General features: G+C 34.2%; 13 protein-coding genes. All 13 read right to left on the bottom strand.

Annotation, left to right across the window (positions count from 1 at the left end; all coding sequences use genetic code 11):
* Nucleotides 1–15: 15 nt before the first annotated feature.
* Entirely contained in the window at nt 16–360 is a 345-nt protein-coding gene (locus tag IGI67_RS22230; protein WP_429959329.1) for a hypothetical protein, read from the bottom strand.
* Entirely contained in the window at nt 344–1,054 is a 711-nt protein-coding gene (locus IGI67_RS22225) for a transposase (protein ID WP_429959328.1), read from the bottom strand. Before IGI67_RS22225 ends, IGI67_RS22230 begins: the two co-directional genes overlap by 17 nt.
* Before the next feature lie 124 nt (nt 1,055–1,178).
* Nucleotides 1,179–1,925: a LytR/AlgR family response regulator transcription factor gene (locus tag IGI67_RS22220; protein ID WP_429959327.1), complete on the bottom strand. Its 747-nt coding sequence runs from the start codon at nt 1,923–1,925 to the stop codon at nt 1,179–1,181.
* 15 nt (nt 1,926–1,940) lie between these two features.
* Nucleotides 1,941–3,281, bottom strand: a complete 1,341-nt coding sequence (locus IGI67_RS22215) for a sensor histidine kinase (protein ID WP_429959326.1) — start codon at nt 3,279–3,281, stop codon at nt 1,941–1,943.
* Between the two features lie 672 nt (nt 3,282–3,953).
* Nucleotides 3,954–5,861 carry a serine hydrolase domain-containing protein gene (locus tag IGI67_RS22210; RefSeq protein ID WP_429959325.1) on the bottom strand — a complete coding sequence of 636 codons (1,908 nt, stop codon included), beginning with the start codon at nt 5,859–5,861 and terminating at the stop codon, nt 3,954–3,956.
* A 624-nt stretch (nt 5,862–6,485) separates the two neighbouring features.
* The gene (locus IGI67_RS22205) at nt 6,486–6,620 is read right to left on the bottom strand and encodes a hypothetical protein (protein WP_429959324.1); all 135 of its coding nucleotides are present in this window, start codon (nt 6,618–6,620) and stop codon (nt 6,486–6,488) included.
* Nucleotides 6,621–8,274: 1,654 nt separating this feature from the next.
* The gene (locus IGI67_RS22200; protein ID WP_429959323.1) at nt 8,275–8,643 is read right to left on the bottom strand and encodes a VOC family protein; all 369 of its coding nucleotides are present in this window, start codon (nt 8,641–8,643) and stop codon (nt 8,275–8,277) included.
* 124 nt (nt 8,644–8,767) lie between these two features.
* Nucleotides 8,768–9,547 carry a helix-turn-helix domain-containing protein gene (locus IGI67_RS22195; protein ID WP_429959322.1) on the bottom strand — a complete coding sequence of 260 codons (780 nt, stop codon included), beginning with the start codon at nt 9,545–9,547 and terminating at the stop codon, nt 8,768–8,770.
* A 548-nt stretch (nt 9,548–10,095) separates the two neighbouring features.
* Entirely contained in the window at nt 10,096–10,992 is an 897-nt protein-coding gene (locus IGI67_RS22190; protein WP_429959321.1) for an NAD(P)-dependent alcohol dehydrogenase, read from the bottom strand.
* Nucleotides 10,993–10,994: 2 nt separating this feature from the next.
* Complete coding sequence (locus tag IGI67_RS22185; RefSeq protein ID WP_429959320.1) at nt 10,995–11,213, bottom strand: helix-turn-helix transcriptional regulator; 219 nt, start codon at nt 11,211–11,213, stop codon at nt 10,995–10,997.
* A gap of 3 nt (nt 11,214–11,216) precedes the next feature.
* On the bottom strand, nt 11,217–11,636 hold the full coding sequence (locus IGI67_RS22180) for a hypothetical protein (RefSeq protein ID WP_429959319.1): 420 nt from the start codon (nt 11,634–11,636) through the stop codon (nt 11,217–11,219).
* Between the two features lie 243 nt (nt 11,637–11,879).
* Nucleotides 11,880–12,239: a hypothetical protein gene (locus tag IGI67_RS22175; RefSeq protein WP_429959318.1), complete on the bottom strand. Its 360-nt coding sequence runs from the start codon at nt 12,237–12,239 to the stop codon at nt 11,880–11,882.
* Between the two features lie 27 nt (nt 12,240–12,266).
* The gene (locus IGI67_RS22170; protein ID WP_429959317.1) at nt 12,267–13,757 is read right to left on the bottom strand and encodes a PA2928 family protein; all 1,491 of its coding nucleotides are present in this window, start codon (nt 13,755–13,757) and stop codon (nt 12,267–12,269) included.
* Between the last annotated feature and the right edge of the window lie 51 nt (nt 13,758–13,808).

The following is a 13,808-nucleotide window of genomic DNA, read 5'->3' as shown; positions in this document are numbered from 1 at the left end:
TTCGTTTTTTTGAAACTAGGCAACTATTTCTTTTCTCAGATCATTGTGTTGCTTGATCTTAATCACTTTTTGACACAAGTTTTCTCGAAAGAGCGTGCAGTTTTGGCATTTATCTAAAGGTTGCGTGAATTTCAACGCATCATAACGAGTATCAAAACTGTCATAGTTATAGCCATGCTCTAAAAAGCAAGTTGGCGCATATCCTTTCGTCCATTCGCCATCGTTTTTTGCGAATCGTTTCAGTGGGATAATCGGCTCAAAATGAAGGGCATGCGCTTCTTGATAAATCCCTTTGGCATCGTATCCTTTGTCGAAAATAAGGGCCGTGTTTTTGATTCCCAGTTTAGTCAACTCTCGCATCAAAGGAATCCCCACACTGACATCTGAAATTGGCGGAAGTCAAAATGGCGGACAAGATGTATTGTGATTCAGAAGTGACCGCCAAATGCGCTTTGTAGCCAAACCAATAATTATTTTTCCCTTGGCTATTCGCTTTGATTCCCCATTGAGGTGTAATAGGTAACTGAGCCCTAATTTCTTCCGTTGCCATTGCACGTTGATCGACACAGCTGGGGACTTGTGATTTTACTTTTTCAGCTGGCTTAGTGTGACCTTCTACTGCAGTGGCATCAAGCGCGATAACTTCTGAAAAAATAGTAAATTCCAGATCAATTTGTTTAAGTAACGTGTGATTTTGTTCGTTCAGAAGATGACTATTTCTATCAAACGTTTGTAAGATTCGAGAAAAGGTGGCTTCTGACGGCGTACGATCTGAGTATAAAAAGCCTAAACTAAGTTTGAAGCGAACATCTTGTTTGAGTCTCGCAACCAACGCAGCGACGGTCGGAACCCCTTCAAGATAACTGACAAGTAACGCACGAACAGCGGCTTCATAATTCACCGTGATAGGTGCTCCGACAAGAGTATTCTTTTGGAAAAGAAAAACAAGCGGCGATAAATCTAATGGGGAGAAAATCGTTAGATATTTCTCCTTAATATCTAGTTGTTCTAAAATTTGTAGATCAAATAAAGTAGGTTGTTGTATAATAGACACAAGGAATCCCCCTTTTGGAGTACGTGTCTTCTAGGACAACCTAATTGTACCAGATTGGGGAGGTTCCTTTTTTGTATGCTTTAAAAACACTGATATATCAAGGACTAATAATTATGAAATTTGCTCAATTATTTAAATTGATTAATTGCTTTAATTTGCTAGCTTTACGAACAGCCAAATAACAGGTTTGTTGATTCTCCAAAATTAAAATTCCATTCTTTGCATCTACTTGTTTGATTTTTTTCAAATGAACTAGGGTAGAGCGATGGGATCTGAAGAAATCTTTACCAAGCTTTTGCGCAATTTCATTTAAACTTCCCACAAATTCCAATCGTTCTTCCATAGTATAAACAACAATTTTGTGCTTGTTACTCGTTTCGAAAAATAAAATAGATTCAATAGGTAAAAAGTTAGTTTTATCTCCAATTAAGAAGGAAAATAGTGCTTGTTCCGATTGCCGGGCCGTTTGATTCATTCGTGTAACAATGACACTCAGACATTCACCCACACGCTTTTGAAGGCCATCTGTTCCATCCTTAATAATAAAATCAAGCGCATTCACCTTGAACTGAAAAGTCAGATGAGTCAATTCAGCATGAGTCGTCACAAAAATCAGATAACCGTCAGGATCACTTTTTCGGATTTCTTGAGCGAGTTGTAAACCATTATATTCAGGACAGTTTAAATCAATATCTAAGAAATAGACATTCTTTTGAGTATTTCCGGAAATAGTTTTTAACAACTTATGAGGATCTTCTGTTGCTAGTGCAATACTCATATCTAAATTTTCAATCATAATATACCGCTTAATAAAACGAGTCATCTTTTCTAATTGTGTCTGATCATCTTCACAAATATAAATAGAAATCATTTGAATTTTCTCCTTTTACATATCCAGTTTTTGAATCACAAGCGTTTCTTTTTGCTTCATATGAAAGGACGTATCTTCATACTCACCCACAATCTTCAATACACTACTTAAACCAAGTCCTCGGTTCTCTCCTTTAGTAGAAAAACCTTCCTGAAAGAATAAATGAAAAGGTTGTACATTAGCCTCAGTTGTATTTTGAATCACAACAATACATCCATGACTCTCTTGAATAAAAGCAATTTGAACCAATCGGTCTTCTGATAAAATGGCAGCTTCAATGGCATTATCTAAAATAATTCCCAAACAACGGCAGGCATCTAAAGTCGTCATCCTAAACTTTGAAACAGGCTCCACAATTTCTAAACTTACATGTAGTTGTCGGTTTTCTGCAGTAATTAATTTTGTCAAAAGTAAGCCACGAAGTTCAACTATCTTCATTTGGTTTAAGTCAGAAAAATTTAAGCGATACATGTCCATATCCTTACTTTTAGGCATCACATGTTCATAAAAGTAACTCTTCAATCCAGTTAAATCATTTTCATCTAAATACCCAGAAAAACCAAGTAAAATATTTTTCAAATCATGTCTAAAATGCCTAAGATCCCGCTGTGTTGCTTCTAGGGTATCAATATAAGCTAGCAATTGTTCCTGTTGTACTATCTTCTCAAGATACAAATCCTTTTGTCTACGTTCTCTCATACTGAAAATTAAAAAAATCAAAACACTTAGTAGCACAATCATTACGAATAGATTCATTTGATTTTCAGGATTCGTAAAGTAAGTCTCAGAAAGAATATTCTGCCGTTCTATGATTATTTTTGAAAATAAAATCGAGATTAAATAAATAGCTAATCCAGCCCAAGAAATATATACGGATAAATTCGTTCGATAAGTAAGTCTTTTTAAGAAACTTGTCTTCGTAACCCATTTGCGCAAAAATAAACAAGTAAAAATGGTGAAAATATTAAATAAAATTAGTGAAACGATTATGTTCAAGGGCTCAAATAAAGATCCAAATTTAATACTTTGAGTAATTCTCTCAATCATTGTAATTAGAAGCAATGATATTAAGATGATTGGCATTAGCTGGTAAATATCCTTCTTACGTAATAAAGAAAAAAGCAAAATACCAACAAAAGAAATATTATATACAGTTGAGATTTCAAGAAATAAGAATTTGAAGGCGGCCATGAATGATAGGAACAACAATAGTGCGCTGAAAGTAGCAGCAATCATTCCCCAAAATTCTTTTTTTGAAAAAAAGTCTTTAAAGGTGAGATATATGCTAATACCAGGCAAGAAAAAGTAACTGATAATAAAAAGAACACCCGTGACAATAACCCAAAAAATCTGCAAAATAAATCCTCCTTTTAACGCACAATGATTGTATCATTTTTCGAGAATGATTTATAGAAATTGCTTATTTGAAAATTTGATGGTATCCATTCCTATCTTAGCAGTAATTATTTTTAGAGCAGAATATACTTTAGGTAAGTAATTTTCGATTCTTTTTTTATCCATATTCACATTTAAATCAGTTACAACATCCATTCTTTCAGGCACATAGACAGCCGTGTCTCCGAGTGAGTTAATGATCGTTAAGTTCTCCAATGTGGTATCTTTTACTACATGAATATCTAATACTGCTTTTAATTAACTGATGTACCAGTCTAGAAAAACTATAGATCTGCTTTGTCGTCTGTATCTATTTCTAATTTATTATCAGTAGCTGTAACCTTATCTATCTTTTTTTGAAAGCTTCAGCTGTTTGCCCTTTAAGCGTAATCGTCGTTATTTCTTTCTCAGTCTCAACAATGTTAATTGTTACACATGACTCACCTGTCCCAAAAAATTGGACATAAAATACGAATAAAAGAATATCAAGCCACGGAAAAAGTGTCTAGAACATAAACTGTTTTGTTCTAGACACCTTATAACGAGATACACTGAAGATTTTAAAGAAGTGATTGTTACGTTAAATCAAACAGATTGCTTTGTTAGAGTTCATTTAGGCCTTCTATTGCATGATTAAAAGAATAAATTTAAATTATAAAATATGATTATGGTAAGCAAACTAATTAGAAGTAAAAAAACAGTCAACTTTTTACCCTTGTATTTATACCAGTTAGCCACTAAATAACCTGACATAGCAATTGTACTGAGTGGTAAAAGCCAGTTGATATAAAATAACCATTTCATTGAAGATATAATCATTGTTGGATTCATCGCAAATTTTAACGTCATAAAAAACGTACTTATCCAAACCAACAGACCGATGCTTGAAAAAATTGTTAAGAACATATAATTTTTCGACCAGTTAGTGCCTTTCTTTTTGTGCCTCTCTCTAATGAATTTAATTAATAAATAAATCAATGTTGCAAGAAAAGAAACAAAAGAGAGTACAAAAGCTATGAGATTAAAACGTTGTGTATTCAAAATAGTTACAGGTAAGAAGTCAGCAACAGTACCGAAACCGATTCTAAATACTTTCTCATCGTCGCTAAATTCAAAATATAAATGTTTAAGATTTAAGCCACCTTGTTCTATAGTTGTTTTTTGCTCATTTCCAACTTTTTGATAAATACCTGAATTTACTTCAACATATTGAATATACTCCGTTTCACCTGGAAGTTTTACATTAACTCCTCCTTTTTTGTCCTCTGTGATAATAATATCACTATCAAAAACGATAGAAGACAGCTTAGCCATTGTTGATTGCATTGTTCTTGCTGTTCGATAACGACCAACCAATTTCTTATCTGTCACACTTTTTTTAGGTGTCAAATCGTCATCAGGTAAACTTTCTCCATACAACAATGTTTCCAGTTCCTTCCGAATCCCAGTTGCTTCACCACCAATATTCGTTAATAAAACATATCCCAAGCGTTCTTCTGGAGCTAAACCCAGATGAGAAGAAAAACTTGATGTATTTTCGCTGTGCTCGATAATACGTTTATTAGCTACTTCTTTTTCCCAGAAACCATGAGCATTTCCAGGGGTATATGGTACCATACTATACGAATGTGCCTTTAGTTGTTCTAACGTGTCAGACTGCTTAAAAAGACTAAATGGAGCCTCCTTTTCATCGTTCAGTAAAGCCAGCATAAAATGAGACATATCAGTTGCAGTAGATAAGAGTGCTCCTGCCGGAATATCATTCCCTAAGAATCGCTTTCCTTTTTTTATTGAGGAAGCATCCGGCTCATAACCTAAGCTTAAATTGTCTTTTATTATTAATTGATCATCATAGATCATTGAAAAAGTTGAATGGTCCATTTTGAGTTGATCGTGAATAAATTTATTCATATAATCTGTGTAGCTTTGTCCAGTCACTTGTTCAATAATATAGCCACCTAAATTTGCTCCATAATTTGAATATGATGTGACTGTACCTGGTTGATATATTTGCTTTGGCTGGTTCTCTTTTGTAACGGTCTCTTTTAACGGTTTTAATTGCTCAACACTTTCTAAATCCATTCCTTCAATTTTTTCCTCAAATCCTGCTGTATGACTCATCAAATCTAAAATAGTTATTTTTTTATCAAATGTTAAGTTCAATGTTCCTTTAGGTAAATACTCTTGAATATCTGCATCCAGTTTGACTTTTCCCTCTTCCGCCAGCTTCATCAACATGCTCCAAGTGAAAAGCTTTGTAATAGATCCTACTTCAAAGACCGTTTTCCCCCCATCAACAGGAGTTTTTTTCTCAATATCTGAAACACCATATCCTTTTGTTAATATAATTTCTCCATCTTGTACGATTCCAATTGATGCCCCAGGAATTTTTTTCCCAATATATTTATCCATAATTTGATCTATTTGTCTTTCAATTGTTTCATCGGTTTTGACTTCTCTCTGCCCTTCTTGTGCAAGCACTGGCATACCTAACTGTAGAAATAACAACAATATGCCCATAGTTATCATTATTTTTTTCATTCTATCACCTTGTATTATTAATCTATCTGATTTCTAATACATTCACCTTTCTCAATTTATTTTTTTAACCACCCGTTGTGCTAGTTAATTTTAAAAGCATAAAATAAAACAGCTTTGCAATAGAATAAGCTCAAAACCACAATGAAATGAGTGAATATTCTATGCAAAGCCAACTACAAAATATCCAAACTTATTCAGTTTTTCAAACAACTTATCCCACTATATTGGAAAAGATTGAAGAAATATATCATAAATTTATACCTGACTTCGTTCGCTTCAAACGAAATGTTGACCAACAAAAACAGCCAGATACCGTGATTATTGCCACGTTTATTTGGGGAATCATGATGGTATTTTCAAATCAATCATGTACGTATCGTACAATTTGTGCTTTTTTATATCCTACTTCTGATTTTCCTAGTCGTTCTCGATATAGTAGAATCTGTAGGAATTTAAACAATGTTTCAAAAATTATTCTCTACGAATACGTAAAATCATTGGATAATCAAGCAACTTATGCTGTTAACTACAGTTTCTCTTGCCCATTGTGTGCCACCATTCGAAACAGACGTGCGAAACTTTTCTCTGAAGTCGCGAAAATTGGCTACAATTAAGCGAGTAAAATCATTTCCTTGCGTTGTTCTTTCCGATAAGTCCGTAGATATCATCTTTATTAACTGTCATTTGTACATAGTTAAAGTCATCATCTGTTTTGTACTGTTTCGTTAATTGCCCTGCCTTTAGTTTTGTTTCTGGCATATTCTTCCCTCCAATAACTCGTTTCGCTAACCTTAGTATAGATAGGAATAGCAACGAACAGTCGCTTTTTTCATTAATTGACAAATAGCTTCCTAAACGTCACATTCAAGAAAGAGAATGAGATTCAGGATTCGCGAACGTTATCTTGAAGTACGATTTTTGTATGTATGAAAGAGGAAGGAGACAATGGCTAAAAATAAGGTCCAAATAGTGTTGTGATTTGACGTTCAATAAACCTCTTATTAGCATATAGGGGGCGGTGAAAGATTCCGAGAAAATCCTACGTTAAGTAATATTCTTGTAATATAAGCATCGAATTGTGTGCTTGTCATAAACAATTCGATGCTTGTGTCTATAGTTAGTCAATATTTCTCAATGGTCGTAAAGCCCCAACTTCTGTGTCAGTCAATGTTGTCCAAATATAATCTCCCGTAATGGTGACTTGAAAAAATTAGATGATCCTAAGTTCCCACATAGGTATGATATAGACAAAGAGAAAAAAGAGTTCGAATTTGCTTATATCATCCTATAAAGGACGAATGGACCTCTAAATCATGGTTAAAAGATACTCTTATTCCTTGGGAAATTGAATGGTTACTTTTCTATGAATTGTGGCTCGCAACAGGAAACTGGTTGGGCGGTGGTGAACATCCCACATTACAAGACTCGCAAGAAAACTAATTAGAAAACAGTTCTTTAATTTAACCACTTTAGGTAATCACCACGAAGTGTTTCGCCCCAAGGCGAACTACTCCTTGTGGTGATTTTGACTGTTGCATAGCGGCGCAGCCGCCATGCATGCTTTTAAGCCCTTTCTTTGTCAAACGTATGAAAATCAACCCCATCGACACCACCCGCACCTGATTTATTCCTCATTACTTTCATTCTCGCCTATTTGTTTGCTTGAATTTTTCACTTATCATTACAAATCAGGATTCTCCTGTTCCTTCCAAAAGCCTATACCATATTCCTGTAACCTCTACACCGACAGCCGCCTAATCAATAAACAGGTAACCATTAGACTTATCCTAGGAGCCACACAAAGTCCCAGTTTTGACTGTACTTATTAGCCTTAACGATGCTTCATCAGTTCTTCACTTTCGTCCAGCTCTATGGCACACACCTGACAATTTTTTCTTATTGCCTTTTCACCATGCGCTCAGTACCGTAACTTTTGATTACAGCACCCATGAGTGGTTTATAGCCTATACCCTGCATATCGACTATGGAAGACCTACTTCCATCTTTTGAAAAGCATTGCTTTGGAAATACCTTTCCTCCTTTCAATTTTCCTCGCATTCAGGACACACTATGTGATAAACTTTTGTCGTCATTTGATGGCATAGAAAAACTCCTTTCGATAAAATGAGCGGTTGGTAGCCACTTAGTAGTATATCGAAAGGAGTTTTTAACGCTAAGGCTCTTTCGTCCACGCGTAGAAACGCGCGGTTTTTTTGTTTCACTCGCTAGCACGAGCGAAACTGACTGAAGTCATTAATAAAGAAAGCGAATGATTAGTAGAAATACTACTGTCATTCGCTTCTCTCCCGCATTATTCAGTTTCGGTATTCCATGTACCCCAAATATAGTTTTTTTCTACTTTAGAGATGAAATTACTGTCGCTAATTATATTATTTGAGTGATCTCAAATAACTCAATTTAACGAATGCAGTCCCAATTTATTTCCCTCTGTATCAATGAACAATGCAAAATATCCACTTTCATCAGCATGGGGGGTTTTGGGAACAATAATTGTTCCACCATTCTTTTCAACTTTGTTCAGTACAACTTGAAGGTTATCACCACCATCAAGATAGATTGTTACACCATTAGCTGAAGGGGTGTACCCTTCCCCTTGCATCAATACTCCAACAACCTTTTGTTCTTCAGTTGGGAATAACCCCATTTGTATTCCTGGGAAATCCATTTTCTCGATTTCAATTTCCAAAATTGATTGATAAAAATCAATAGCCCTTGAGATTTCCGTCGCTGGAATTTCCAATATAGAAACGAAACTGTTCATACTGATCTACCTCCATTTTTTATTATTATCATGATAATCTAGAATACTTCGACATTCATCTTAAAAGAATAGAAACATTGTTATTTCATTCAAAATCACCACTTAAAATAAGTTTACTATGAAATTAAAAATTAGTATTGTTCTGGATTGTCTTTTTCAAGCTCGAAATTAATAGTTTCGCTACACTGAGCAAAATCGGTGGGTCTTCCGGTATCGGAGGTCTTAATTTTATTCTATAATTCTTGCCAGAACAAACGGGAAAAGATAATTTTTCAATCATTCTTCCTCTCAAGCACTTCTGCAAATTAAAGTAGGAAATAATATTTGATGAATAGTCAATAGCGCAAGCCAGCAAGTAATATTCCCCTTTTGGAATATTTTCCAACACATTTAATGTCAAACTTTTAGTAGCTAACCCGCATATAGGTTTATGGTTTGGTATCGGTGTACGGAATAATCCGATAAAAAACAATCCTTTTTCAAAGTCTTTTGGGACCTCAATTGTGACATTACAGTAAAATATATCCTGCTTTTCATAATATTCCACTGTCTGGTGTACATTGTCATTTTCAAAGCTTTTTACTTCGTCAAATAATCCATTCATGTCGCTTCTATATTTTTGGGGAGAGCTTCCGGTGAATTTTTTGAATGTATTAGCAAAACTACTACTGCTTTCAAACATCGAAATATCTTGTAATTCAATAATTCTATTTGAATGCTCCATAGCAGCGATCCCTTTTTCTATTTTCAAGCTTGATAAATATTCTGCAATACTGAATCCATTTATTTCTTTGAATTTTCTGCTGAAATAATATTTATCATATCCCAAGTGATTTGCGATTTCTTCGCTTGTCATTCTCCTAATAAGTGCTTCATTCTTTATAAAGGTAATAATATCCGGCATCCTACTTCTCATAATTTCGTTTTGTCCTTTTTTAAATTTTGTTCAAAAGTTTATACTCGAGCATAGTCAAACACTTGTCCCCTGCTAAAATCCCCCCTAAACTTAGGATAAAGTATAGTAAATAGGGTATCTGAATTGGGAACAAGTTTTTGGAAAGGAAACTTATACTATATGTCAAAAGAATAATCTATATGGAATGGAGTCTCTCGACCAACCATATGTAAAATAGAGAAAACGAATAATTTGTAGAAATGCACTACTGTCATTCGTTTTTCTACCGCACTATTTCGTTCCTATGTTCCATGTCCCCCATTAAGGAACTGACCCAATAAACTCAAACAAAATAAAAAAGCACCTCTTGATGAATTCGAGTAAATGAATTTAACAAGAGGGAGGAGGCTTTTTCTTTCAGGTAGACTTCGAACTTTTTAGGAGTTTCAATTCTTGTGCGAACGATCTATGTTTTATAGCAACCCCTGTAAAATTCCTTAACTTGATGTCTACTATAGTAAGTATGCTCGTCCAGCCTAGTGGATCCGATTCGCAATTTAATCCTCGAAGTCTAGTACAACATTTCCACGCTTTCTGCCAGTTTCTACATATGAATATGCTTCTTTTACTTCATCAATCGTGTAAATTCTATCTATCACAGGTCTTAAAATATCCTGATTTGTAAGATTTACTAATAATTCTAAATCTTGAGTATTCTCTTTGACTAAGCCTTTAGCAACAGTATAAAACTTACCATTTTTTGTTAAGTACTTATCCCATTTTTTCTGTTTTGTTTTTCCAACAGTGTCGAAAATGAAATCATAGTTCTTTAGACTTCTCTCCCAATCTATTTTTGTATAATCAAGCGTGGAATCTGCACCAAGAAGACGTACCATATCAATGTTATTTGAACTACAAACGGCTGTCACTTCTAAACCAAAATGTTTGGCTAATTGTATGCTTGAAGAGCCTACAGCTCCGGATGCACCATATATAAGAATTTTAGAATTAGATTTTTTTTTCATTTTTCTTAAGTAGTGTAGAGCAGCATTTCCTCCGAAAGCTAACACAGACGCTTCTTTAAAGGACATTTTTTCAGGAATTTTAGAAATTGCTAAGTTTTGATTTAAAGAAATATACTCAGCGTGTCCACCAAATTTCATTCCAGTTGAAGCCACAATATGATCCCCTATATTGAATCGCGTTACATTGCTTCCAACTTTCTCAACAATTCCAGCTAAATCAGTCCCCAAAATAGGATTTCTTGGTTTTTGAATCCCAAATATTATACGAACAAAAGGATTAGAGGCATTTTTGACTACACAATCTCCACTAGCAACTGTAGTTGCCAGAACCCTAACTAAGATATCATTCTCTTTGACTTTTGGGATACTCAATTCTTTAATTTTTAAATGTTCTGTCGAACCGTATTTTTCACACACAATTGCTTTCACAATTACTCCTCCGTCTCTAAATAGAATAATTTTTCAACTGCTATACCAAAAAAGCGAGCTAACTTTAATGAGGATTCAATGCTGGGAAGAAATTTTCCTTTTTCTATTGCATTGATAGATTGCCTTGATATGCCTACTTGATCTGCTAATTCCTGTTGAGTCATATGATTCACACTCGTTCGATAAAACTTCAGTCTAGTGACTACTTTTTCCTTTTTCATATCTCAACCCCCATAATAATAAGCCTTTGTTAGGTTAACAATGGTAATTAAAAAGAAAAAGCCAAGCTTTAAAAGGTTAAGAATACTTTCTAATTGAGCGTTTGAAGCAAATGAAACCATTATTGCAAATAGAAATAGCGATAGTGCATAAGAGAAATTTCTAAGCACATTGTTATTAACAATTTTTTCCCACTCACCAATCTTTCCCACTTCCATCGGTATAAAAAACGATATAAAAATTTCCAGTAAAATGGAGCCGACAATAAGACTTACGAGCATTATTAAAAAGCTACGACCAATTAATACCAACTCATATTCAGAAAAATATTTTGATTCTATTGACTTATCAGAAACCAGAATTACAAACCAACTTAGAACAAATAATTTGATTACTTCTACTACGTTATAAATTTTTTTAGACATATACTACCTCCATTCGATTGTCAACAAAACTTGACATATTGAGCTTATACTTTTAAATGATTTCTGTCAAGTTTTATTGACAAAAATCGAATAGAGAAGTCCTTAGTATTAACAATATCGATATTTCGGTCAATGAAGAAAAATAGAATTTACTTTTAAAACGCAAAAATTCGTTTAGTTGATACATAAACTAGATATTCAGCTTTTGAAATCGAATTCTCGCTTTGGCTTTTAAAATGCGATCTAAATTTTCTTTAGAAAATTTAAAAATTCAATTTGTCTATTACCCAAAGGGATTATTTTACGCTGAATTCTAAAAAACCATTTCTGTCCTTTAGCAGTAAATCGCCAAATATCGGCAAGTAAGGTTCCCGACTTCAGCTGACTCTCTATTAAGTCATCTTTAGAAAATTCAACTTTTTGGATAAGTCTGTTCGTAAAATAGCTGATAAACAGAATAACGATCTTTTCATTATTCATTAACAAGATCGCATCTTGACTAATGGCAGAGAAGCCTTGTGCTCTTGCATAGCAGCAGACCATGTCCGTTTCACCATAGATTCGTTTAAAATTGTTTAACAGCGCAGACCTCACTATCAGCATCCTAATTCTCCCCCTTGTTCCATCTTTTTATAAATTAACGACTTTAAACACATCATTGTATTTAAAATCGTAGCCTTTTCCTTGTCCGGTTTTTGTATCTATGATAATTAACTGGTTAGACCCACTATTAGAATCGATAGTAAAAACCAGTGAATTATCAGAAAAGGCGTAATCTATCAGACTCGTGCTATTGGTTTTAATTGTCCATCTTGTTTCATTTTTTTTGACATCCCACAAACTAAGCAGCAACTTGCTGTCCCTTTCATTTGCTTCAGAATGTACAATGAGTAGATTTTCTTCACCTATAAGTAGCGGTGTAGATGGAAACTTTGGCTTTAAAAGCTCAACAGCAAATTGATCTGCCATGGAACCAAAAAAATCATCGTGCGGAACCGTAATGATACGCTCGCTCGTTTTATCAAGGATGTTCTTCTTGGTTAGCCCTTCGATTATTGAAAATGTATTTGTTTGTCGATCCGACGAGTGAATTAAAAGAAAGTGCGGATCAATCCATTTTTCCTCCGCCACTTTAGTCAATGATAGTTGTGAGGTTTCTTCGGAATAGCCAAATCCATATAAATATTTGGGCATTTTATCAAAAATATCCATCGCATTTAAATTCGGGCCTGCTACAGAAAATTTCTTAACCGCTTCCGCTTCTTGAATGGTTTTATTTGAGAAAAAACTTAAATAAGGAAACCTTGGATCGTTAGAAGAAATTGTTGTTGTGAATTCTAACGATTTTTTCATATTAACTGCTTGCAGGGATTTTTCGATTGTTCCGTTATCTTGATCGCCAAAATCGTTGAAGTCTTCTGATAACTTCTGAGCATTTAGGCTTTTCAAATCAAGCTGATACTGATCACCGATAGTAGTCTCGAAGAACAGCTGATTCTCTTTTTCAGACAGCCGATACCTATATCCATCAGAAGAAAGAACATTTTTCAGTTGCGGATTTTTCTTGATCAACTGCTCTGATGTCAAGATTTTTTCTCCTGTCTTTTTATTGATCCCTTCAATCTCTCCGTTCGATTGGTAGAAAATACCTTTGTTCGTTTCGCCTAAAAAAGCTGCTGATTCACTCGTTCCATTGTGAATCTTCTTTTTCCAATTTTTTTGGGGATTATTTAAAGACACCTTACTTATATAGGTACTCGTACTCACCTTATTTATAGTCCCTGTACTTCTAGCTTTGCTAACATTTTGTAAAGAATAGAAATCTTTTCCTACAATTAATTGATCCTTGATACCTACCGAGCTAGCACCCGTTAACGCAGTTGAAATAACTGTATACAGAACAAGCTGAATAAAAAAGAGATAAAGCAGTGCCGTATTTTTTCTTGGACTAGGCCGACTTCTTCCACTTAATCGAAAGAGTCCAAAAAGTTTAAATAAACACAATACGAAAGTAATCAGCAATAACGTCAATAAAATATTTTGAAAAATACTATCAGTATATTTAAAGATAAATTTAAGTCTCTCCGGATAGCTGTAGTTCATATTTTTACTCACTTTCATTAAAGATTCCAATAAATTGGCACAAAATTAACTGTTGCTACAGTTAATGAA

This window comes from Enterococcus sp. AZ196 (assembly GCF_050498845.1).
GTDB lineage: Bacteria > Bacillota > Bacilli > Lactobacillales > Enterococcaceae > Enterococcus_A > Enterococcus_A murrayae.
The sequence above is the reverse complement of the archived record's forward strand: the minus strand, read 5'-3'. Positions and strand labels throughout refer to the sequence as shown.

Coding starts and splice junctions, on each gene's coding strand:
- IGI67_RS22175 (WP_429959318.1), bottom strand. CDS start 12,239: ATGCTGATAGTGAGGTCTGCGCTGTTAAACAATTTTAAACGAATCTAT.
- IGI67_RS22185 (WP_429959320.1), bottom strand. CDS start 11,213: ATGAAAAAGGAAAAAGTAGTCACTAGACTGAAGTTTTATCGAACGAGT.
- IGI67_RS22220 (WP_429959327.1), bottom strand. CDS start 1,925: ATGATTTCTATTTATATTTGTGAAGATGATCAGACACAATTAGAAAAG.
- IGI67_RS22170 (WP_429959317.1), bottom strand. CDS start 13,757: ATGAAAGTGAGTAAAAATATGAACTACAGCTATCCGGAGAGACTTAAA.
- IGI67_RS22200 (WP_429959323.1), bottom strand. CDS start 8,643: ATGAACAGTTTCGTTTCTATATTGGAAATTCCAGCGACGGAAATCTCA.
- IGI67_RS22210 (WP_429959325.1), bottom strand. CDS start 5,861: ATGAAAAAAATAATGATAACTATGGGCATATTGTTGTTATTTCTACAG.
- IGI67_RS22205 (WP_429959324.1), bottom strand. CDS start 6,620: ATGCCAGAAACAAAACTAAAGGCAGGGCAATTAACGAAACAGTACAAA.
- IGI67_RS22230 (WP_429959329.1), bottom strand. CDS start 360: ATGCGAGAGTTGACTAAACTGGGAATCAAAAACACGGCCCTTATTTTC.
- IGI67_RS22195 (WP_429959322.1), bottom strand. CDS start 9,547: ATGCCGGATATTATTACCTTTATAAAGAATGAAGCACTTATTAGGAGA.
- IGI67_RS22180 (WP_429959319.1), bottom strand. CDS start 11,636: ATGTCTAAAAAAATTTATAACGTAGTAGAAGTAATCAAATTATTTGTT.